We start from the raw sequence: 21,104 nt of genomic DNA on the forward strand, positions 1-21,104 counted from the left end.
CGTCGAGGAATATCATGTCGAACCTGGTTGCCGAGATCGCCGAAAAGATCCAGCTGCTGAACGCAGAAGAAAAGCATACCTTGATCCGCATGCTGATCCAGGACATCGACGGTCCCGACGAGGACGCGGACGAAGCCTGGCGCAACGAAGTGGTGCGCCGCGTGAAGGCGATCCGCAATGGCGAAGCCGCCATCCGCGCCCTGCAGGAATGGCAGGAGTAAGCACCCGATAGTGCCTCGAGCGCTCACGATGAAACCGCGGCCTGGCCGCGGTTTTGCATTTCAGACCCTTGATTGCCAGGACCGCCCGATGAAACGCCTGTTCGCCCTGTTTCTCCTGTTCGCCTGCATGCCGGGCCATGCGGCCGCGGAAGGCCCTGCTGTCGACGCCAGGCTGTCGGCCCTGCAGCAGCAGTCCTCGCTACCGGGATTCGCCGTGGCCGTGGTCTCGAACAAGGGCGTGCTCTACCAGCATGGCTTCGGCCTGGCCGACCTGCAGGCCAAACGCCCGTACACCCACGAGACGCTGCAGAACGTCGGCTCGGTCAGCAAGACCGTGGTCGGCGTGGCGGTGGTCAAGGCGATCGAACTCGGCTACTTCGGGCTGGACACCGAGATCAACCGCATCCTGCCCTTCAAGGTGCAGCATCCCCACACCGGCGCACCGATCACGGTGCGCCACCTGGTGACGCATACCTCCGGCATCGTCGACGACGACGAGATCTACGGCCACTCCTACTACCTGCTGCCCGATGCGGACAAGAACAGTCCACAGTACCGGCAGTTCAAGCGCGATTTCACCCTTCCCGGCCGCGAGGACCTGAGCCTGGGCGGCTTCCTCAAGGCCTACCTGGCCGCGGGCGGGCGCCACTACCGCAAGACCAACTTCGCCAGGCCCGCCCCGGGAAGCGCCTATCACTACTCGAACATCGGCGCGGCGCTCGCGGCCTACCTGGTCGAAGTCAAAAGCGGCCAGAGCTTCGAGGCCTTCACCCGGCGCCACATCTTCGAGCCGCTGCAGATGCGTGCCACTTCCTGGCGCGCCGATTCCGCGCTGGCGAAGCGCCAGGCGCAGGTCTACAACCGCCGCCAGCAGGCCTATCCGCGCTATGCCTTGATCACCTACCCGGACGGCGGCCTGACCACCTCCGCAGCCGACCTGGCGCGCTTCCTGACGGCGATGGTGCAGGGTTACAAGGGGGGCGAGAACGTGCTGAGCAAGGCGGGCTTCACGCTGCTGTTCGATCCCCAGTTCGCGCCCGACGCCCTGCCCGAGGGCAGCCCGGCGGGTGAGCCGAACAGCGGCGTGTTCTGGCGCATCCGGCGCAACGGACAGGTCGGCCACACGGGGAGCGACCCCGGCGTCACCGCCTTCATGTTCATCGACCCGGCCAGCGGCACCGGGCGCATCCTGATGACCAATACGGAATTCAGCAGCGACGGCGAAGAGGATGATCCGAAGGTCGTCCAGCAGTTCAGGGACGTATGGAAGGAGCTGGCAGCAGTGCGCTAGCCTTGCCGGCGTAGGCACGCAGCGCGATCTGGAACCCTTCGATCATCTCGGCCGTCGTGGTATCCAGCGTATCGCTGCGCCGCCGCATGATCCAGGACTTCTTGTCGGCCGTACAGTGCAGCGTCGCGTCCGGCTCCTGGTAGTGGCAGATCAGCATCGGCCCCCTGTCCTGGCGATAGCCCGGATTGAAGGGAGCGATCGTCAAGGTCGCGCCTTCCAGCCGCGAGCGGAACGGCATGCCGAGCGTCGCGCGCGGCCCGGGCTTGCCCTTGTCCGGCCCCGACGTGATGGTGGCCGGCGCCGACGAACCGATGAGCAATCCGAAGCCGTCCTCCCGCAAGTAGAGCTCGGCCTGTTCGGTCGTTCCAGCAAACAGGGAATCGGCTGTGGCCCAGACCCCGCCCAGGTAGTGTGGAACGACACTGTCCGCCAGCGCCGGGGAGGCCCATGCCGCCACCATCGCCAGCAGCAGGGACTTCATCCCTGCGTCCAGTAATCGACGACCAGCGAGCGCTCCAGCGCGCCGCCCAGCGTGCCCACGAAGCGTTCGTGCGCCGGATGCACGAGATAGGCGTCGCGGTCGGCGTCGCTGCCGAAGGTGAGCGTGAAGCAGTGGGTGAAGCCGTTGTTCAGGCCTTCGGGGCTCACGTTAGTGCCCCATTCGTAGGCCTGGATGCCCGGGATCGCGGCGGGCAGCTTGGCGAAGTCCGAGACGACGGCATCGATCGCGTCCTGGCCGGCGTCGGCCTTGAACGCGAACAGCACGACATGGCGAAGGGATGGGTTGGCTGGCATAAGCTTCCTTGTTGTTGGGTGGTCTTACCTCGCTCCCTGGAGCGAAGGAACGTAATCGGGACTGTTCGAGATCGTATTGTGCCCCACACCCTCGATCACGTGCAGGCGCGCCACGCCTTTCGGAAAATGGGACAGCAGCGCCTTGGGACTGTGCGCGGGGATGATCTCGTCCTGTCCGGCGACCAGCAGCAGTGTCGGCGCGCTCACGCGCGGCGCGTACTGCATGGAGTCGTAGCGGTCGCGCAGCAGCCAGCGCACCGGAAAATACGGGAACTGCTGCTGCGCCAGGCCCGCGATGCTGTCGAATGGGGTGACCAGCACCAGGCGGCTGACGGGCCGCTGGCTGGCCAGCTGCACCGCCACGCCGGTGCCGAGGCTGCGGCCGATCACGGCTACGTCAGGGTGCTCGCGCGCCACGCGGTCGTACAGCGCCAGCGCATCAAGCACCAGCGCTTCCTCAGACGGTTTGCCGGTGCTGCCGGTGTAGCCGCGATAGTGCAGCAGGTAGATGGCGCGGTCGGGAAAGGCCTGCGCCAAGAGCGGCAGGCTGGCCGTCACGTCTTCCGCATTGCCGCCCAGGTAGACCAGGGCGCGCGGGCCCGCCAGCGGCCGCTCCGACACTTTCACGGTGGCGCCGGGCTGCTCGAGGACCCAGGTCTTCGGCGCCGGATAGGCGGCTGCCGCCGGCGGATAATAGATCAGCGAGCGCTGCAGGAGGAACAGCAACAGGCAGGCAGCGGCGTACGCGCCCATGGCCAGCACCAGGATGACGGCGAGCGTCCTTTGCATGCGTTCGCCGGCCCCGCGACTAGTTCAGCTTCGTCATCTGGAGCGTGAATTCCTGCTCCTTGCCGTCGGCCGTCCAGCGCTGGCGCGCTTCCAGGGTCGCATCGTCGACGCGGCGCCAGGTGAACTGGCTGGGCGCGTTCACGGGCTCGAAGGCGGCGCTGTCGCCGGCGATGCTGGATGCCTTCCAGGTGAAGTCTCCCCACTGCGAGATCACCTCGCCATCCTGCAGGCTGATGGTGGCGCCGTCCGTATGACCGGTAAAGGCGTTGTCGGGGAAGCGGTGCGACTGGAATACGGCAGGCTCCGGCCGTGTGTACTCTTCGAAGAATTCCTTGCCGTCTAGGGCGACGCCCTTCCAGCGGCCTTGCAGGAACTGCAGCTGCGCAAAATCATCCAGGCTGAACATACCGGTCTCCTTGGCTAGGTGCGGGGAAGGCCGATTCTACCCGCAGAATCGGGCGCGCCCCCGCCTGTTACGTGACAAATCCGGGACTGGTCACGCCTCGGCAGCTTCCTGCGCTTTGGCGGCCGCGGCCTTTACCCGCGCCTTGCCTGCGCGTGGCAGTGCAGGCCGGATCGCGGGCGGCTTCGGCGCCTGCAATGCCTGTGCCGGTGCGGCCGACTGCGCCAGCTGGAAGGTACCGACCAGCTGCGCCAGTGCGCCCGCCTGCTCGCGCATCGCCTCGGCAGCAGCAGCAGCCTGCTCGACCAGGGCCGCGTTCTGCTGCGTCACCTGGTCCATCTGCACGATCGCCCCGTTGACCTGCTCGATGCCTTCGCGCTGCTCGTCGCTGGCGGCGGCGATCTCGCCGATGATGTCGGACACCCGCTTCACGCTCGCCACCACTTCGCCCATGGTGCGGCCAGCCTGGTCCACCAGGCGCGATCCCGCCTCCACCCGCGACACCGAGTCGCCGATCAAGCCCTTGATCTCCCTGGCCGCCGCGGCCGAGCGCTGCGCCAGGTTGCGCACCTCACCCGCCACCACTGCAAAGCCGCGGCCCTGCTCGCCCGCGCGCGCTGCTTCCACCGCCGCATTCAGCGCCAGGATATTGGTCTGGAAGGCGATGCCGTCGATGACGGTGATGATGTCGGCGATCTTGCGCGATGCTTCGTTGATCGAGCCCATCGTGGTGACCACCTCGGCCACCACCTCGCCGCCGCGCGCCGCGGTGTCGGCAGCGCTGGCGGCCAGCTGGTTCGCCTGGCGCGCATTGTCGGCGTTCTGCTTGACGGTCGAGGTCAGCTCTTCCATCGAGGAGGCGGTTTCTTCCAGCGAGCTGGCCTGCTCTTCGGTGCGGCTCGACAGATCCTGATTGCCGGCCGAGATCTCGCGCGCAGCGGTCTCGATGGTCGCGGTTCCCGCGCGCACCTGCGACACGATCGTCACCAGCGAGGTGTTCATGTCCTTCAGCGCCGCCATCAGTTCGCCCGCCTCGTCCTTGGTGCGGACCTTGACCTCGGCGCTCAGGTCGCCTTCCGCCACCTGCCTGGCCAGCTTCACTGCGCGACGCAGCGGGATGCCGATGCTGCGGCCCAGCTGGTAAGCCATGAAGACCGCCAGGATGGCGGCGATCATTCCTCCGCCGACCAAGGTGCGGCGCATGGCCGAGCGGGCGCTGGCGATATTCTCTGCGCGCTGCGCCAGCAGGGCTTCCTCGTCGGCCCGCACCTGGGCCACCACGGCGCGCATGGCATCCATGCCGGCCTTGTCCTTGCCTTCCTGGACGCTTGCGACGACCGGCGCCAGGTCGCCGTCGACGGCGCTGCGGCGCAGCGCGATGACCGGATCGACGGCCTTTGCCAGCCAGTCGCGCTGGTGCTGCGCCAGCTGCTGCAGGCGGCCCTGCTGCGCGGCGTTATCAAGGGTGAGCGCGAGCGCCCGCTCGAGGTGCTTCTGGAATGCTTCCTTGCCCGCCGTGTAGGGCTGCAGCGAGGCGTCCTGCCCGGTCAGGGCAAAGCCGCGCTGGCCGGTTTCGATGTTCACCAGCGCCTCCATCGCGCCGTCGACCTCGCCCAGCACCTGGTAGCTGTGCACGTTGGCGTCATTGGCGGAATCGAGGGTGGAGACGTTGGCATAGGCGATGGCGGTGACGATGCCGGTGATGCCGATCAGGATGCCGTAGCCGAGATACAGGCGGGTCACGATCTTCAGGTCGGAGAGCTTCATGGTTTCAGACGGGTCTCGATATCGTTGTAGTGTTATGCCTGCGTGGCAGGCGACCGAATGATGAAACTGAAAGTAACGCCGGTCGATTATTACCGGGCTGGTGCTTAATGAAAAGCAAATTGTTGTGCCGATGAGAAGGGACACAACAGCTTATGCGAAGGGGATGGGCGAAAAAAAACGCGAACCCGAAGGTTCGCGTTTTGCGGTGGACAGTGCAGCTTATTTCTTGACCGCTGCCGATGCGATCTTCTTGGCGGCCGGCTTGCGCACCGCCGACTTGGCCGGCGCTTTCGCCGCAGCCTTGGCGGGAGCCTTGCGCGCTGCTTTCACCGGTGCTGCTGCGCCGTCGGCGCCATCCGCTGCGCCATCGCTGGCAGCCGCCTTGCCCTTCGCGCCCGGCTTGGCCTTGCGCTCCTCGAACTCGAAGCTGATCTTGCCATCCTTGCCGCGCACCAGGAAGGCCTTGAAGGCACGGCGGGTGCGCTGCGAGATGAAGCCCGGCAGCAGGTCGGTCTTGCCGTCGTTGAGCAGCTTGGCCATCTGTTCCGGCAGGATTTCCTGCTGCAGGATGATGCGGCCGCTGCGGAAGTCGCAGCCCTTCGGCTTGGCGACCGTCTTCTCGCACACATAGGCCAGGCCCATCTCGTAGACATTGCCGTTGCACTTCGGGCAGGGCCCGAGCGCGGTCTGGCCGGTGAAGTCGACGCCCTCGCCCTCTTCTCCGTCGTCCTGGTCCTGGCCGAAGTCGAATTCGAGCTTGAAGTTGTTGATGTCCTCGTCGCGCACGATGCGCAGGATCGCCGCGAACGGACGGCCCATCTTCGAGCGGAAGCCCTGCAGCGGACCAATGGTGCGGTTCTTCAGCAGTTCCTCGACCTCGGCGATCTCGAACTGGCGGCTGCCCGGCGTCTTCGACATCGAGAAGTCGCACTTGGTACAGGCAAAGCGGCGGTAGTTTTCCTTGACCACGCCGGCGCAGTTCGGGCACGGCGTCGAGAGGGTCGCGTACTCGCCCGGAATGGTCTCGTTGTCGTATTCCTTGGCGCGCTTGACGATAATCTGGGTCATCTGCGCGATCTCGCGCATGAACTCTTCGCGCGAGATTTTCCCTTTTTCCATCTGCGAGAGCTTAAACTCCCACTCGCCGGTCAGCTCGGGTGCGGTCAGTTCGTTCACGCCCAGGCCGCGCAGCAGCGTCATCAGCTGCGAGGCCTTGGCGGTCGGGATCAGCTCGCGCCCTTCGCGCAGCAGGTATTTCTCGGTCAGCAGGCCTTCGATGATGGCCGCGCGCGTGGCCGGCGTGCCCAGGCCCTTGCCAGCCATGGCGTCGCGCAGCTCGTCCGAGTCGACCAGCTTGCCCGCGCCTTCCATCGCCGACAGCAGCGTCGCTTCAGTGTAGCGTGCCGGCGGCTTGGTCACCAGGCCGTTGGGCGTGACCTTGTCCGCCAGGACCTTCTCGCCTTTTTGCACTGGCACCAGGTTGGCGCCGTCCTTGTCGTCCTGCGACTCCTTGCCGTAGATCTGCAGCCAGCCGGGGTTGGTCATCACCTTGCCCTCGGTCTTGAACTGGTGGCCCGACACTTCCGTGAAGCGGGTGGTGACCAGGAACTCGGCCGGCGGGAAGAACACGGCCAGGAAACGGCGCGTCACTAAGTCATAAAGCTTCTGTTCCGGCTCGCTCAAATTCTTGGGGATGACGCCGGTCGGGATGATCGCGAAGTGGTCCGAGATCTTGCTGTTGTCGAAGATGCGCTTGTTCGGCTTGACCCAGCCGTTCTTCAGCACCTGCTTCGAGAACTGCTGGTAGTTGTTGGTCTCGTTCAGCGACTCCATCGTGCCCTTGACGGTGGCGATGTAGTCTTCCGGCAGGTGGCGCGAATCGGTACGCGGATAGGTCAGCACCTTGTGCTTCTCGTACAGCGCCTGGGCCAGGCCCAGCGTGTTCTTGGCCGAGAAGCCGAAACGGCCGTTGGCCTCGCGCTGCAGGCTGGTCAGGTCGAACAGGGCCGGCGCCATCGAGGTGGTCGGCTTGGATTCTTCCGTGACCACGCCCTGCTTGCCGCGGCAGGCGGCGACGATCGAATCGGCGGCGGCGCGGCTCCACAGGCGCTCGGCGCGCTTTTCCGGATCGTTCTCGTCCTTCTTGAAGTTGGTGTCCAGCCAGCGGCCTTCGTAGACGCCGGCGGCGCACACGAACTCGGCGCGCACTTCCCAGTAGTCGCGCGGGACGAACTTCTTGATCTTCTCTTCACGCTCGACCACGATCGACAGGGTCGGGGTCTGCACGCGGCCCACGGTGGTGAGGTAGAAGCCGCCCTCTTTCGAGTTGAAGGCGGTCATGGCGCGGGTGCCGTTGATACCGATCAGCCAGTCCGCTTCCGAACGGCAGCGCGCGGCGTCGGCCAGCGGCAGCATCTCGTCGTCGCTGCGCAGGTGCTTGAAGCCGTCGCGGATCGCGGCCGGGGTCATGGACTGCAGCCACAGGCGCTTGACCGGCTGCTTGGCCTTGGCAGCCTGGGCGATCAGGCGGAAGATGAGTTCTCCTTCGCGTCCCGCGTCACATGCGTTGATCAGGGTGGTGACGTCCTTGCGCTTGATCAGCTTGTTCAGCACCTTGAGGCGCGACTCGGTCTTGGCGATCGGGTTCAGCGCGAAGTACGGCGGGATCACCGGCAGGTGGGTGAAGGTCCACTTGCCGCGCTTGACGTCGTACTCCTCGGGCACCGTGATCTCGAGCAGGTGGCCGACTGCGGACGACAGGATGTATTCGTCGGACTCGAAGTACTCATCGTGCTTGGTGAAGCCGCCCAGCGTCTTCGCGATGTCGTTCGCGACCGACGGCTTCTCGGCGATGATGAGGGATTTGGTCATAGTGATTCTCGGGTGCTCTATATATAAGTGGCTTTTGCCCGCGCATCATACATGCTCGCGGGCTCGACGGTCTTGAAAGCCGTAGTGTCTGAAGAGTAACAGTTTGGATTGAGCGGCCAATGATAAGCGCGATGACAGCCGCACTGCAAGTGTGCGTGTCAGGGCGATTGTTGCCATGATGCACTATTGGACACGCGCGCCGTGGGATTTCTGGCGCGTGCCGAGAACATAAACGCGGGACGACCCGGGCAGGTTCCCGGGCGCGGGATGCCAGCGGTTTCCCTGGTCAGCCTGGCGTCAGCAGGATGGCGGGAGGCGCCAGCCGGACGATATCCTGCTCGTTCCGGTTGTCGGTCACCACCAGCTGGAGCCGTTCGCCGCCGGGCGCCACGCGCACCAGCACATGCCCGTCATGGCTCAGCATGCGCCGGGTCAGGCGGCCGTTCGCCAGCAGGTTCTCGCGCATGACGGTCGTGGCGAGCACCTCGCGCGGTCCCGGATAGAGCCGCTCGCTGAACATGCGCTCCAACTGCAGCATGTCCGGATGGGCAATATGCCAGGATGGGATGACCCAGACGCGGGGCCGCAGGCTGCGCACGACGTCCCCGTTCAAGCCGTCGAACATGCCGTGGTGGTCGGCCGTCGCCACCGTTACGGGTCCAGCCGCCCGCGCCGCCGGACCGAGCACGTCCTGCCATGGCAAGACGCCATCGTTCGTATAGCTGGTCAGGTCCCCGGCCGTGAAATAGCTGAAGTTCCCGTAGCCGATCCGGATCGCGACCGAACACTGGTTTTCGCTGGGCCAGTCGGCGCGCGGCAGGGTGGCCAGGTCGGGAAAGAGCTTGCGGCTGCCCTCCCCTTCGCCAGTCCAGACTTCGCCATTCGCTGCCACGTTGCGCACCTCGAAGCGATGCGGAGACGGGCGGTGGCCACGCGCGGCGATCTGGGCTGCGCTGCCGACCCGGAAGCGCTCGACCGCCAGCCCGGCCTTGCGGCGCGCCCCGGCGAATGCCAGGTAGTTACGCCAGAACGGCGCATCGATCCGCTGGGGATACGCGTAGTCGGGATAGCCGCGGTCGATCAGGGTTCTCACCCTCAGCTGCTCGGCGACATCGGTCACGCCGCCGAGCCGGTACGCGCCGCCGGCCGCGATCGGCGACGATTCGTTCACGTCGCCGGTATGGTCCGGATGTAGGTGCGTCGCCAGCAGGTAGTCGAGTCCGTCCAGCCCGGCGCGTCGCAGGTGGCGCGCCGCGTAGCGGCCGATCCACTCGCCAGGACGGCGGCTGGCGTCCGGACGTGGCGCCACCGACACATCGAGCGCGTTCAGCGAGGCGCCGGCGTCGACCAGTAGGCTGGTCCCATCCGGCAGCATGACGAAGGTCGCGTTGCCTCGGCCGGTGGCAATGTGGTGGATGTCCAGCCATCCCGGCAGCCAGGGCGCGAGAGGCTCGCCCACGCGCTCGGACGATGCGGCGGCCGCTCGCACCGGGCGCGCCGCCGGCAGCGCCAGCAGGGCGGCCAGCAGCAGGCGGCGATGCTGGTCGAGTTGCGCCATCAGAAACGCCCCGTCAGGCTGAGGCCGAAGGTGCGCGGCTCGCCCGCATAGCGGGCGCGCACCACCTGGGTCGAGCGCGTCAGCAGGTAGGCGGTGTCGCCGGCATTCTTCACCCACGCCAGCAAGCGCCAGCTGCGGTCCAGGGACTCGATGCCGGCGGAGAGGTTGGCCAGGCCGTAGGAAGGCAGCTGGAGGTTCGGATCGTTGGCCGCGCCCGTGTTGTAGCTCTCCTTCCAGGCATGGCTGGCGGCGCCTACCAGATAGCCGAAGGACACCGGGTAGCTCAGGTTGGCGGCGACGCTGGCCTGGCGCCGAGGGGAATTCGACAGGCGGTTGCCGGTATTGTTGACGGTGCCGACGGCGAAACGGTCGTAGCGGCTGTCCAGGTAGGCCGCGCTGGCCGACAGGTCGAGCCAGCTGGCCGCCTTCCAGGCCAGTTCCATCTCGCTGCCGTTGACGCTGGCGCGGCCGGCATTCACGATCGTCAGGATACCGGTCAAGGTATTGTTGACCAGCTCCTGCTTGTCGCGGTATTTCATGCGGAACAGCGAGGCGTTCAGACGCACGCGGTTCTGCAGCCACTGCGACTTCAGCCCGAGCTCGAAGTTGTTGACGGTCTCCGGCGCGAATGCAGTACGGAAGGCAGCCGCGCTGGACGCGTCGGCGTTGTAGCCACCGCTGGTGAAGCCGCGGGTCGCGCTCAGGTAGCCCAGCAGGCCGGGACGCGGCGTCCAGCCGAGCACCATGCGCGGCGTGAATTCGCTCCATGCCTGCGACAGCCCCTGTACGCTGAACGATGCCGTCGGACGCAGCAGGTCGGTCCGCACCAGCGAGGCCTGCTTGCGATCGCGCGTATAGCGGGCGCCCAAGCTAAGGTCGAACTGCGGGCTCAGGTGCACGACGCCGTCGGCGAACACCGCGATGCTGCGGCTGTCGACCGCCTGTTCGGCCAGCGTCGCGCTGGCCAGTGCACCGGTGCGCGCCGCCAGGCCGCGCGTGCCCAGCTGGCGCTCCCCCTCTTCGTCCGAATAGTACAGGCCGGCCACGACATCGCCGCGCGCCCAGCGCGGGCTGGCGTAGCGCAGCTCCTGCGAGAAGGTGGCGATCTGGTCGGCGTCGCGGGTGACGCTCTGGCTGCCGCTGGCAAGGAAGGCGTAGTTCGCGCCAACGCCGGAGTAGTCTTCGCCCGACTGCGACTTGCGGTAGGCGGTGATCGAGGTGAGCTCGCCGGCGGGCAGGCGCCACACCAGCCGGGCCGATGCGCCCGAGATGATGCGTGCAAAGCGTTGCGTGACGCCGAGTTCGGACGTGCGCACGTCTCCATCGTCTCCCAGGGTATCGGACGACAGCGTGCGTCCGCCGTTGCGGTCGTCGCTATAGTCCGCGCTCACGGTGAGATCGACAGCAGGGACCAGGCGCACGAACGCCTGGGCGCGGAAGTTCTGGCTGTCGATGTCGTCCTGCTCCGCCCCGGTGAGGCGGTCGCGCCCGAGTCCGTCGCGCCGGCGGAGCGAGGTCGACAGCTTCAGGGCGGCCTGCTCGCCCAGCGGCAGATTGGCCAGGCCGCGCGCCTGGCGCTCGCCGCGGTTGCCCGCGATGAGTTCGGCCTCGGCGGCATACTGGCCAGGGTCCGGCTGGCGCGTGTTGATCACGATGGCGCCGCCCGTCACATTACGGCCGAACAGGGTTCCCTGCGGCCCTTTCAGGACCGCGATCGATTCCAGGTCGAACAGCTCGAAGCTGGCGGCGCTGTTACGGGGAATGAACACGTCGTCGACGAAGATCCCGACCGGCTTGTTGACGCCCACCTGGGAAAAGGTATTGCTGATGCCGCGAATGGCGATGGTCGGATTGGCCTGGCTGAAGGCCGAGACCAACAGCCCGGGAGTGAGCCGCGCCAGGTCCTGCAATCCCTGCACCCGATGCGCGTCGATCGACTTGGCCGACAGCGCGGTCATCGCGATCGGCACCGCCTGCGCCGACTGGCTGCGCTTCTGCGCGGTAACCGTGACCGTGTTCAGTTCACTGTCGGCCGTGGGGACCGGCGCGCCGTCCTGCGCTTCGCGAAAGACCAGGACCGCGCCGGCTCCATCCCGGCGCACCGCCAGCCCGGTTCCGGCGAGCAGCGTGTCGAGTGCGCGCTGTGCATCCATGGTCCCCTGCGCGCCGGCGCTGGTGCGCCCGCGCACGTCGTCGGCGCGGTACAGCAGCTGCACGCCGGTTTGCGTAGCGTACTGGTCGAGCGCGGTCTTCAGGTCGCCCGCGGGAATGTCCAGTGTCGCTGTCTGGGCGTGGAGGGTGCCGCAGAACAGCAGCAGGCACAAGGTGCCGCTCAGTCTTGGAATAGCCATTGTCATGTTCCTTGCATGGTAGAGGGATTTGCTGCTTCCTTCTTAGACGCGCGGGCCGCAAAAATCCGGTATGCGGCCGGAACATGTTCAGCGCGAGAGCACGATCTCGTCGCCGCGCCGTTGCGCCTTTAGCCCGAAGCCCTGTTCCAGCAGGCGCACGAAGCCGTCCACGTTGGACGGTGAGAAGCTGCCGCCGACTGCGATCTGCGCGGCCGCTCCGTTCACCACGATCCGCCTTTCGTTGTAGCGGTTGAATTCCGCGGCGGCGTCGGCGAGGCTGGTCTGGTCGAACACGATGCGGCCTTCGCGCCAAGCCATGCGTTTTTCCGTCGCGGCAGCGTCGTGGCGCGCACGCATGATGCGGCCGCCCTGCGCGACCGCTTCCTCGTTGCGCCCGAGTTCGACCGGCGCGCCGGATCCACTCACGCGGACGCGCCCCTGCTCCACCAGCACGCGCACCGCGCCGCCCTCGCGGCGCACGGTGAAGCGGGTCCCCAGCACGGTGACCCGGCTGGCGCCTGCTTCGATGACAAAGGGATGGGCGGGATCGTGCGCGATGTCGAAGTAGGCTTCACCGCCTTCCAGCCAGACGTGGCGCCCGTGCTCGCGGGATGCGCGCAGACGTGTGCCGGTGTTGAGCGTGATACGCGAACCATCTTCCAGCGCGACCATGCGGTTCTCGCCGATGCGGGTGGCGTAGCGCTCGACCTGGTTGCCGCCGAGCGGGGCCAGCCAGGCACCGAACGCCAGTGCGAGCAGCACGCCGGCTGCGATGCGCCATGGAGAGAAGCGCGCCAGTGCGGTGCGCGCAGCCGGCAGGCCAGCGTCCTGCTCGGTCAGGGCGTCCGCGGCGCTCCAGGCCGCGCCCAGGCGCAGCCAGGCGACGCGATGGCGCGTGTCGGCGTCCAGCCAGGCATCGCGCTGGCGTTCCAGCTCGCCGTTCCAGTCCGCCGCATCCTGGCGTGCCACCCAGGCGGCCGCCGTCTCTTCAATCGTCTCCGCGTTCTTGTTCTTGTCCATCATGTCTCATGTACCTCGTTTGCGCAGCTTGCGTTCCAGCCTGGCGATCCCGCTGCCCAGGCCGCGGGAAAACAATGCATCGGCGAGGCTGCGCATGCCCTTCGCGATCTGTTTTTCCACCGTGTCCTCGGCAATGCCCATCTCGGCCGCCACCTCGCGCTGCGACAATCCCTCGACCTTGCGCAACATGACGACTTCCCGGCAGCGCGGTGGCAGCGCATCCAGCGCTTCGACCAGCACGCCGAGCTCGCGCCTGCCGCTCACATGCCGCTCGGGCGTGAGTTCGTCGATGACCAGGTCGTCGATCTCGGCATACGCGTCGATCGATACCACCTGGCTTTTGCGCGCACGGTCGATCAGGAGATTGCGCGCTGTGGCCATCACGAAGGGGGCGGTCCGTTCCGGCAGGCCGCATCGCGCGGCGTCGTACACGCGCGCGTAGACCTCCTGCCGCAAGTCGGCCCATTCGCCGGCGTCGCGCCAATTATGTCTGAGGTAGCGCATCAGTGCAGGTTCGACGGCGAGCACCTCGCGGATGAACCAGTCGTCCAGGTCGTTGGGCATGTCTTGCAAGGGTAGACGAAGGTCGTATGAAATTCCGGTATCCGGAAAAATAAAAATGTGCGCGATCCTATCCTGGCACGGTCATGTGACGCGCCAATGAACGAAGCGGTAATGCGAAACCTGTGCGAAACCTGCCAGGCTGTCATCGTCCCGTCATCCGACGATGCCACCATCCCGGCATTTTCCAACGACCGGAGCTTGCATGTCCCGTTTCCTCCTCTCGTGTGCCAGCGCCGCCGCGCTGGCCCTGCTGTCCGGCTGCGGCAGCGACGATCCCTCCACCCCGGCCCAGACCACGCCCGTGGTCCAGCAGCCGGCGCCGCCGGCCGCCGAGCCGAACACCAGCGTGGCCTTCATGTCGGACGTCCACTTCCATAACGTGTACGGCGACTTCAAGAGCCCGCAGTTCGCCGGCATTCCGACCAAGGACGGCAAGAACGCCACCATCCGCACCATGTATGCGCAGCTGACCTCGACGCGCCTGTTCAACGAAAACTATTTTGCCTTCCGCGCCGCGCTGGACGACGCCCATGCCAAGGGCATCCGCCTGGTCGCCTTCCCGGGCGACTACTCGGACGACGCCCAGCCGATGAACATCGACGGCATCGCCGAAGTGCTGAAGGAATACCAGGCCAAGGGCATGCGCTTCTTCCTGGCGCCGGGCAACCACGATCCGAACGAGCCTTTCGATGACCTGGAAGCCGGCAAGAACGACTTCCTCACTAAGGAAGGCAAGGAGCAGAAGGTATATGCCACCTCGAACGCCGCCTGCCTGGCCAAGGACCCGAGCGTGGTCTGCACCGACCAGCTGATGGAACAGGGCTACGAAAAGCTGATGGCCAAGCTGGGCGACTTCGGCTTCAACCCGAACAAGGCCGACCTGCACTGGGAAACCCCATTCAGCAAGTACACCAACAACAAGTACAGCTATGACGAAGCGGTCGCGCAGTCGACCGTCGCCAAGCGCGAGTTCGAGATCTGCGCCGAAGGCTCGGGCGGCAGCTACAAGGCCGCGGGCGAAGCGAAGCTGGGCAAGGCTTACACCAAGTGCGCGACCATGATGGACGCCAGCTACCTGGTGGAACCGGTGAAAGGCCTGTGGCTGCTGGCGATCGATGCCAACGTGTTCGTGCCGAACGCGAAATTCGATCCCGCCAATCCGAAGAAATTCAGCGGCTACGATGGCGCCGGCAACGCCGGCTGGAACAAGGTACTGACCCACAAGATGCACCTGGTGGACTGGATCAAGTCGGTCAGCGCGCGTGCCAAGGCTGAGGGCAAGCAGCTGATGGCCTACTCGCACTATCCGACCATGGACTTCTACGCCAACCAGACGGAGGCGATGAAGGCGGCCTTCAAGCCGGGCGCCTTCCAGACCGCGCGCGTGCCGGACGCCGCCACCGCGGCCGGCGTCGCCGCCACCGGACTGCGCTGGCACGTGGGCGGCCACATGCACTTCAACGGCACCAACGATTACGCCGACGCCAACGGCAATTACCTGGTGAACGTGCAGTCGCCTTCGCTCGCGGTCTACGGCGCGGCCTACAAGATCATCAGCTACAAGGACCTCGACACCGTCGACGTCCAGACCGTGGCCCTGAATTCGGTGGCGCGCTTCAACGAACTGTTCCCCTACTACCAGGTCGAGAACGATTACCTGAAGGGCAGCACCCTGGCGGCCGACATCGCCAAGCGCTGGGACCGTTCGATCCTCGACACCCGCTCGTACGGCGACTACACGCGCCAGTACTTCGGCGAGCTGTCGCGCCTGCGCTTCATGGATGAATACTGGCCGTGCGAGATGAAGGAAGCGGCGATGGCCCTGAACGGCCGGCAGATGCTGATCCTGTCGCAGCTGCAGACCCGCGTCACGCTGGCCCAGCTGAAGGACAATCCGTCGGTGCTGCCGCTGACCGCCAGCTGCGCTGCGGCCGGCACGGCGTCAAGCATGCCGGTGGCCGCCGCCCAGCTCACCACCGACTGGGCCGAGGCGACTGCGCGCGCCGAGAAGCTCGCCAGCGCTGCAGGCTTGAGCCTGGATTCGTTCGCGAAGATCACGCCCTACGACTTCTACGGCGACTTCCACCGCACCGTGTACGCGGGCGAACTGGCGCTGCGCGACATGGGCCAGGAACGCGTCAGCCAGTACAAGGTCTTGATGGCGGCCTTCCCTGCCACGACCACGGCGCCCGTGAAAATCGGCGACAAGCCGTCCGACCAGAACCCGGTGCACCTCGCCTTCCAGCACCAGTTCAAGCAGGTGTTCGCGATCTTCAAGGGCCTCGGTTCGGCCAAGCCGAGCGACCGCTTCACCATCGACCTGAAAGGCAAGAAGATCAACAACGCCAATGGCGCGGGATTGAGCTTCAACTAAGGAAATGCAAACGGGGCCTTGCGGCCCCGTTGTGTTTTCGATGATCCATTCAGATCAGTGCAGCATGCGCGGTTCCTGCTCGTCGTCGTCGCCAAACAGGTCGTCGAACATGAGCGCGTCGGGCTCCTTACCCTGGCTCCACAGGACCATCAGCACGATGATCTTGAGCTTGCCCAGTGCGACCGGCGACTCGTCGCAGGCCAGTGCGCGTTCGATGACGATTTCGCGCTGCGTGGGACTGAGCACCTTGGCGCTTTCGAGAAACTGGATGAAGCCGATGGCTGCACTGCCCAGTTCGATGTATTCCTCGTCCACATAGTAGCGGATGCCGGTGCATGCATCGATTGCGTCGGAAACTGCCGCTTCGGTCAGCCCGGAGAGCCAGTCCAGCGCCTCGGAAATCTCGATGTCATCGAAACCGACGGCGGACAGCTTGCGTGCCAGGGCCGCCGGCTCGGGGCAGGCGTCAGGACGATAGTACGTCTCGTAGAGGTAGACCAGGATGTCGAACATAGTGACGCTACTGTAGCAGCTAAGTTCGCCGAGGCACAAGCCTGGCACGCACACCCACGTACCGTGCGGGCAAAACGTTGTATCACGGCCTTATCCGTTCATTCAGTTTTGTCGAGATTTAACAAAACGAAGGCCAAACATTTCACATAAATATCTCAAGAAGAATACTGTTTTTCGCATTCATCCCGCATAGAGCATGTGCGGAAACAAACATACTTGGAGGAATACGTTTTTTCTTCAGGTGGCGCGCACCAGGCGCTGGACCCGGCCATCCGGCAGGCGTTCGAGTTGTCCGGCAAGCTCGAGTGCAAGCAGCTCACCGGCCAGCCAGCCGGCATCCCGGCCCAGGCTGTCGAGCAGCGCATCCGGCTCCACCGGATCGTGCCCTAGCGCCGCCAGCAAGGCGGCATCGCCGGCGGCCGGGCAGGCCGCTACCTGCCGCGCCAGCGGCGACACCTGCATCGCGGCCAGCACTTCGTCCACCGTCTCGACCAGCTGCGCGCCTTCGCGTATCAACTGGTGGCAACCCTTGGCCAGCGCCGAGTGGATCGATCCTGGCAGGGCGAATACCTCGCGCCCTTGCTCGGCCGCCATCTGCGCCGTGATCAGCGAACCCGACTGCGCCGCCGCCTCGACCACCAGCACGCCGGCCGCCATGCCGCTGATGATGCGGTTGCGGCGCGGGAAGTTGTTGGCGACGGGCGGCGTACCGAGCGCGTATTCGCTGACGATGCAGCCCGCCTCCGCAATGCGATGCGCCAGCGCGCGGTTACGTGCCGGATAGACCCGGTCCGGGCCGGTGCCGATGACGGCGATGGTCGAACCTGACCCACGCAAGGCGCCTTCGTGGGCGGCGGTGTCGATGCCGAGCGCCATGCCCGATACCACGCACAGGCCAGCGCGCGACAGGGCTTCGGCAAAGTTTTCCGCATTCGCCCTGCCCTGCGTGCTGGCGTTGCGGCTGCCAACTACGGCAATCATGGGCGTATGCAAAAGTTCGCGCCGTCCATTTATATAGAGCAGCAGCGGCGGATCGGGAATGTGGAGCAAGTCGCCTGGATAGTCGGCGTCCTGCTGCGTGACGAGGTGATGATGCGGTTCGGACAGCCAGGCCAGCGTGAGCGCGATCCGGCGAGCAAGCTCCGGCGTGATGGGCGCGCATAGTGCGGCGGCCTGGGCGGCCGGCACCTGGGCTGCAAGGGCTGCATGGCCGGCACGGAAGATTGCCGAGGGCGAACCGAAGGCGGCCAGCAGCAGGTTGGCAGTCCGGCACCCCACCCCGTTCGTCCCATCCAGTCGGATCCAGTCGGCAATGGCGCGGGGGTCTGGCGGGGTGTGGGGGGCCGTGTCCTGCACGGTAGCGCTTACTCCGGTGAGCGGGCTACGTCGCCGACTTCCACCGGCGCCGTTACTTGCATGATCAGGCCATACGACACGTTCCTGAACACACGGAAAATGAACAGGCTGCCATATTGTTCGTCGGGCAGCTTGATCTGCGGTTTGCGGAAGCTGAACACGCCTTTGCTGGCGGGGTCCGCGACCGTCTTCCCGAGATGATAGAGCTGCAGCACGGAGCCGACATCGAGTCCGTCAACAGAACCCCGATTGACAGTCACGACCTGACTCTGGCCGGCATAGCTCACGCCCGCGTAGATCGACATCACGCGCGCATCGACAAGCTGCGCCGGCGCATGCGGCATGTAGTTGCGCACCGGGCTCGGGGGCATCGGGATCAGCAGGTCGCCGACGCCCATTTCCTGGCGCGTCTCGGTGACGCGGAAAGTATGTGCATCCACACCGGGCGCCGCGGCGCGGTCGAGCGTGACGCTGCCCAGGTAGGCGGCTTCATGCGCCATCACCTTGCCGGTCTGCGGGTCTTTCAGCGGGCCGGTGGGACGGAAGACCTGGAAGGTCTTGCCGGCGCCGATGTTGCCTTTCACATAGACCCGGTCGCCGGTGCCGAGGTAGACGCGGCCTTCCTGCGAGGCGACGATGCGCGGCGCGCCGGCCAGTTCGTTGGCCTCGACCACGAGCGGCTGGGTCAGGTAGGGTTCGATCATGCCGGCCGGGATCGACTGCACGGCATTGCGTTCCAGCGATTCGGTGCGCACCTGCGGCGACAGTTTCGTCAGCGGCGGCATGCCCGCGTCGTCGCCGCTGCCGGGACGGTTCAGGGACAGGCGGCCGCGTGCGCGGTCGAAATAAATGATCTGGCCGGGATAGATCCAGTGCGGGTTGCGAATCTCGTCGCGGTTCATGCCCCATACCTGGGGCCAGCACCAGGGGTTCTGCAGGAAGGTGCCGGAGATGTCCCACAGGGTATCGCCCTTGACCACGACGTGCTGGTCGGGCGCGTTCGGGCGGAATGCGCAGCGCTCGGCTGCCTGGACCGGGGCCGCCGCGGCACAGGCAAGCAGCGCCAGGGCAGCAGCGCGGGTCACGACTGTGCTAAAATTTTTCATTGAAACGTCCGTCATTGCGTCCGTGAATTTGCGGCTTTGACACCGGATGGCTGGCAGCGCGCACGCATCTTCCTGCGCTAGTGCTGGAAGAGACATGACGATGACCCCTCTCGATTGACAAAAGGTTGCCGTACTGAATCAAATTCTGCACACAAATCCCTGAACTAGCAAGACAAACCGCGTCCTGCAGGATAGGCGATGTGTTGCATTTTCCGTACGCGCGCATAAACCTTATTGAACTGATATTCCCTCTTATTTTTCCGACCATGGCCTTACTGAAGATCCTCCGCTACCCTGATCCACGCCTGCACAAGGTTGCCAAGCCGGTCACCGAATTCGGTACCGAACGCCTGCGCCAGCTGGTCAAGGACATGGCCGACACCATGTACGATGCACCCGGCGTCGGCCTGGCCGCCACCCAGGTGGACGTGCACGAACGTGTGATCGTCATCGACGTCAGCGAAACCACCGACCAGCTGATGGTCTTCATCAACCCGGAAATCACCTGGGCCAGCGAAGAAAAGCAGGTCTACGACGAAGGCTGCCTGTCGGTGCCCGGCATCTACGACGGCGTCGAGCGTCCGGCGCGCGTCAAGTGCAAGGCCCATGATGTCGACGGCAAGGAATTCGAAGTCGAAGCCGATGGCCTGCTGGCCGTGTGCATCCAGCACGAGATGGACCACCTGATGGGCAAGGTCTTCGTCGAGTACCTGTCGCCCCTGAAGCGCAACCGCATCAAGGCCAAGCTGCAGAAGGAAGAGCGTTCGCTGGAACGCGACGCCGCGCAACGCAGCGCGCGCCGCTGATGAAGCTCGTTTTTGCCGGCACCCCCGAGTTCGCCGCCGTTGCCCTGCGTGCCCTGCACGAGGCCGGCTTCGAGATTCCCCTGGTCCTGACCCAGCCCGACCGCCCGGCCGGGCGCGGCATGCAGTTGCAGGCATCCGCAGTGAAGCAGTACGCGCTGGCGCACGGCATGGAAGTCGCCCAGCCGCTGTCGCTGCGCATGGATGCCAAGGACCCGCAGCGCGCGCAGGAAGCACGCGACGCCCATGAACGCCTGCTGGGGCTCGATTACGATGTGATGGTGGTGGCAGCCTATGGCCTGATCCTGCCGCGCAGCACGCTCTACATCAAACCCTGCATCAACATCCACGGTTCGCTGCTGCCGCGCTGGCGCGGGGCGGCGCCGATCCACCGCGCGATCGAAGCCGGCGACGCGGAGACCGGCGTGACCATCATGGGCATGGAAGAAGGCCTCGACACCGGGCCGATGATGCTGATGGAGCGCGTGGCGATCGAGGACAGGGACACCACCGGCAGCCTGCACGACAAGCTGGCCCTGCTCGGTGGCCGCATGATCGTCGAGGCGCTGCGCAAGATCGCAGCGGGCGAATCGACCGCCGTGCCGCAGCCGGAAGAAGGCGTGACCTACGCCGCCAAGATCAGCAAGGAAGAGGCGAAGCTCGACTTCGCCCTGCCCGCCGAGCTGCTGTGGCGCCGGGTGCGCGCCTTCAATCCCTTCCCGGGCGCGCATGGCCTGGTGGATGGCGTGACCGTCAAGGTGTGGAATGCGGAACTGGCCTCAGGTTCGGGCACGCCGGGCCAGGTGCTGGGGGCGGATGCGCAAGGCATCGTGGTGGCCTGCGGCACGGGTGCGCTGCGCATGACCGAACTGCAAAAGCCAGGTGGCAAGCGCCTGCCGGCGCATGAGTTCCTCAAAAGCTTCCCGCTGGACGGGAAAGTCTTCTCGTAAAATAAAAATCGGGGCAATGCCCCGATCGATCACTTCTGCTGCGCTCCCGCAGCGCGTTGCGCATCCATGTATTCGCGCAGTACCTGGTTGATACGGGTCTGGTAGCCGGGACCTGCCGACTTGAACCATTCCAGCATGTCCACGTCCAGGCGAATCGTCACGATCTGCTTGACGCCATTGTTAGCTTGCTGCTTCACGGCAACTGCCGGCTCTTCAATGCGGTTCGCGGATTGATCCCAATCCGGCTCATATTCTTTGTTCATGCAATTATCCCGTTAAAAGCTTCGCCAACATTGTGGCGACGGGGTAATTGTCGTCCGTGTATGTAACGTAAAGATTGCGGATGTGTTGGGTTTTGTAACGTCATGTAAC

The 21,104-nt window shown here is 65.5% G+C and carries 19 protein-coding genes; 5 read left to right on the plus strand and 14 right to left on the minus strand.

Translation table 11 applies throughout. The features are described 5' to 3' along the window. Positions 1-14: 14 nt before the first annotated feature. Together LK542_RS21090 and LK542_RS21095 are read left to right on the plus strand one after the other, a co-directional pair. A complete protein-coding gene (locus tag LK542_RS21090; protein ID WP_227799864.1) occupies positions 15-221 on the plus strand; it encodes an addiction module protein in 207 nt (68 codons plus the stop codon). An 88-nt stretch (positions 222-309) separates the two neighbouring features. Continuing rightward, the gene (locus LK542_RS21095) at positions 310-1,512 is read left to right on the plus strand and encodes a serine hydrolase (RefSeq protein ID WP_227813465.1); all 1,203 of its coding nucleotides are present in this window, start codon (positions 310-312) and stop codon (positions 1,510-1,512) included. Here LK542_RS21095 and LK542_RS21100 read toward each other — a convergent pair. From LK542_RS21100 to LK542_RS21145, 10 genes are all read right to left on the minus strand, one after another. Next, the gene (locus LK542_RS21100) at positions 1,475-1,993 is read right to left on the minus strand and encodes a hypothetical protein (protein WP_227813466.1); all 519 of its coding nucleotides are present in this window, start codon (positions 1,991-1,993) and stop codon (positions 1,475-1,477) included. The genes LK542_RS21095 and LK542_RS21100 overlap by 38 nt on opposite strands. Then, positions 1,990-2,307 carry a Dabb family protein gene (locus tag LK542_RS21105; RefSeq protein WP_227813467.1) on the minus strand — a complete coding sequence of 106 codons (318 nt, stop codon included), beginning with the start codon at positions 2,305-2,307 and terminating at the stop codon, positions 1,990-1,992. Before LK542_RS21105 ends, LK542_RS21100 begins: the two co-directional genes overlap by 4 nt. A 24-nt stretch (positions 2,308-2,331) precedes the next feature. Further along, a complete protein-coding gene (locus tag LK542_RS21110) occupies positions 2,332-3,096 on the minus strand; it encodes an alpha/beta hydrolase (RefSeq protein ID WP_227813468.1) in 765 nt (254 codons plus the stop codon). A gap of 19 nt (positions 3,097-3,115) precedes the next feature. Further along, positions 3,116-3,502, minus strand: a complete 387-nt coding sequence (locus LK542_RS21115) for a hypothetical protein (RefSeq protein WP_227813469.1) — start codon at positions 3,500-3,502, stop codon at positions 3,116-3,118. 90 nt (positions 3,503-3,592) lie between these two features. After that, a complete protein-coding gene (locus tag LK542_RS21120) occupies positions 3,593-5,266 on the minus strand; it encodes a methyl-accepting chemotaxis protein (protein WP_227813470.1) in 1,674 nt (557 codons plus the stop codon). A gap of 219 nt (positions 5,267-5,485) precedes the next feature. Beyond that, complete coding sequence (locus LK542_RS21125; protein WP_227813471.1) at positions 5,486-8,137, minus strand: DNA topoisomerase III; 2,652 nt, start codon at positions 8,135-8,137, stop codon at positions 5,486-5,488. A 286-nt stretch (positions 8,138-8,423) separates the two neighbouring features. Next, on the minus strand, positions 8,424-9,695 hold the full coding sequence (locus LK542_RS21130) for a ComEC/Rec2 family competence protein (RefSeq protein ID WP_227813472.1): 1,272 nt from the start codon (positions 9,693-9,695) through the stop codon (positions 8,424-8,426). After that, entirely contained in the window at positions 9,695-12,046 is a 2,352-nt protein-coding gene (locus tag LK542_RS21135; protein ID WP_227813473.1) for a TonB-dependent receptor, read from the minus strand. The genes LK542_RS21130 and LK542_RS21135 overlap by 1 nt, the downstream gene beginning before the upstream one ends. An 87-nt stretch (positions 12,047-12,133) precedes the next feature. After that, on the minus strand, positions 12,134-13,069 hold the full coding sequence (locus tag LK542_RS21140; RefSeq protein ID WP_227813474.1) for a FecR domain-containing protein: 936 nt from the start codon (positions 13,067-13,069) through the stop codon (positions 12,134-12,136). A gap of 3 nt (positions 13,070-13,072) precedes the next feature. Next, positions 13,073-13,630: an RNA polymerase sigma factor gene (locus LK542_RS21145; protein ID WP_227813475.1), complete on the minus strand. Its 558-nt coding sequence runs from the start codon at positions 13,628-13,630 to the stop codon at positions 13,073-13,075. Between the two features lie 202 nt (positions 13,631-13,832). Here LK542_RS21145 and LK542_RS21150 point away from each other — a divergent pair, with 202 nt between their 5' ends. Further along, complete coding sequence (locus LK542_RS21150; protein WP_227813476.1) at positions 13,833-16,004, plus strand: metallophosphoesterase; 2,172 nt, start codon at positions 13,833-13,835, stop codon at positions 16,002-16,004. A gap of 54 nt (positions 16,005-16,058) precedes the next feature. Here the strand turns inward: LK542_RS21150 and LK542_RS21155 are convergent, their stop codons facing one another. The 3 genes from LK542_RS21155 to LK542_RS21165 form a co-directional block, all read right to left on the minus strand. Next, positions 16,059-16,517, minus strand: a complete 459-nt coding sequence (locus tag LK542_RS21155) for a DUF494 family protein (RefSeq protein WP_227799847.1) — start codon at positions 16,515-16,517, stop codon at positions 16,059-16,061. A 237-nt stretch (positions 16,518-16,754) separates the two neighbouring features. Beyond that, positions 16,755-17,873 (minus strand): DNA-processing protein DprA, encoded by a 1,119-nt coding sequence (dprA, locus tag LK542_RS21160; RefSeq protein WP_227813477.1) that lies wholly within the window; start codon positions 17,871-17,873, stop codon positions 16,755-16,757. 8 nt (positions 17,874-17,881) lie between these two features. Further along, positions 17,882-18,979, minus strand: a complete 1,098-nt coding sequence (locus LK542_RS21165; protein ID WP_227813479.1) for a LysM peptidoglycan-binding domain-containing protein — start codon at positions 18,977-18,979, stop codon at positions 17,882-17,884. 266 nt (positions 18,980-19,245) lie between these two features. Between LK542_RS21165 and def the strand changes: the two genes are divergently transcribed. Continuing rightward, positions 19,246-19,785: a peptide deformylase gene (gene def / locus LK542_RS21170; protein WP_227799844.1), complete on the plus strand. Its 540-nt coding sequence runs from the start codon at positions 19,246-19,248 to the stop codon at positions 19,783-19,785. Further along, on the plus strand, positions 19,785-20,732 hold the full coding sequence (gene fmt / locus LK542_RS21175) for a methionyl-tRNA formyltransferase (protein ID WP_227813480.1): 948 nt from the start codon (positions 19,785-19,787) through the stop codon (positions 20,730-20,732). Before def ends, fmt begins: the two co-directional genes overlap by 1 nt. A 29-nt stretch (positions 20,733-20,761) precedes the next feature. Here the strand turns inward: fmt and LK542_RS21180 are convergent, their stop codons facing one another. Beyond that, a complete protein-coding gene (locus LK542_RS21180) occupies positions 20,762-20,995 on the minus strand; it encodes a BrnA antitoxin family protein (protein WP_227799842.1) in 234 nt (77 codons plus the stop codon). Between the last annotated feature and the right edge of the window lie 109 nt (positions 20,996-21,104).

Origin of the sequence: Massilia sp. IC2-477 (assembly GCF_020707265.1) — a bacterium.
In the GTDB taxonomy this organism is placed as follows: domain Bacteria; phylum Pseudomonadota; class Gammaproteobacteria; order Burkholderiales; family Burkholderiaceae_D; genus Telluria.

Bases quoted from the DNA above. Each gene is read 5' to 3' on its own strand.
- LK542_RS21090 (WP_227799864.1), top strand. From the start codon at position 15: ATGTCGAACCTGGTTGCCGAGATCGCCGAAAAGATCCAGCTGCTGAAC.
- LK542_RS21095 (WP_227813465.1), top strand. From the start codon at position 310: ATGAAACGCCTGTTCGCCCTGTTTCTCCTGTTCGCCTGCATGCCGGGC.
- LK542_RS21100 (WP_227813466.1), bottom strand. From the start codon at position 1,993: ATGAAGTCCCTGCTGCTGGCGATGGTGGCGGCATGGGCCTCCCCGGCG.
- LK542_RS21105 (WP_227813467.1), bottom strand. From the start codon at position 2,307: ATGCCAGCCAACCCATCCCTTCGCCATGTCGTGCTGTTCGCGTTCAAG.
- LK542_RS21110 (WP_227813468.1), bottom strand. From the start codon at position 3,096: ATGCAAAGGACGCTCGCCGTCATCCTGGTGCTGGCCATGGGCGCGTAC.
- LK542_RS21115 (WP_227813469.1), bottom strand. From the start codon at position 3,502: ATGTTCAGCCTGGATGATTTTGCGCAGCTGCAGTTCCTGCAAGGCCGC.
- LK542_RS21120 (WP_227813470.1), bottom strand. From the start codon at position 5,266: ATGAAGCTCTCCGACCTGAAGATCGTGACCCGCCTGTATCTCGGCTAC.
- LK542_RS21125 (WP_227813471.1), bottom strand. From the start codon at position 8,137: ATGACCAAATCCCTCATCATCGCCGAGAAGCCGTCGGTCGCGAACGAC.
- LK542_RS21130 (WP_227813472.1), bottom strand. From the start codon at position 9,695: ATGGCGCAACTCGACCAGCATCGCCGCCTGCTGCTGGCCGCCCTGCTG.
- LK542_RS21135 (WP_227813473.1), bottom strand. From the start codon at position 12,046: ATGGCTATTCCAAGACTGAGCGGCACCTTGTGCCTGCTGCTGTTCTGC.
- LK542_RS21140 (WP_227813474.1), bottom strand. From the start codon at position 13,069: ATGATGGACAAGAACAAGAACGCGGAGACGATTGAAGAGACGGCGGCC.
- LK542_RS21145 (WP_227813475.1), bottom strand. From the start codon at position 13,630: ATGCCCAACGACCTGGACGACTGGTTCATCCGCGAGGTGCTCGCCGTC.
- LK542_RS21150 (WP_227813476.1), top strand. From the start codon at position 13,833: ATGTCCCGTTTCCTCCTCTCGTGTGCCAGCGCCGCCGCGCTGGCCCTG.
- LK542_RS21155 (WP_227799847.1), bottom strand. From the start codon at position 16,517: ATGTTCGACATCCTGGTCTACCTCTACGAGACGTACTATCGTCCTGAC.
- LK542_RS21165 (WP_227813479.1), bottom strand. From the start codon at position 18,979: ATGAAAAATTTTAGCACAGTCGTGACCCGCGCTGCTGCCCTGGCGCTG.
- def (WP_227799844.1), top strand. From the start codon at position 19,246: ATGGCCTTACTGAAGATCCTCCGCTACCCTGATCCACGCCTGCACAAG.
- fmt (WP_227813480.1), top strand. From the start codon at position 19,785: ATGAAGCTCGTTTTTGCCGGCACCCCCGAGTTCGCCGCCGTTGCCCTG.
- LK542_RS21180 (WP_227799842.1), bottom strand. From the start codon at position 20,995: ATGAACAAAGAATATGAGCCGGATTGGGATCAATCCGCGAACCGCATT.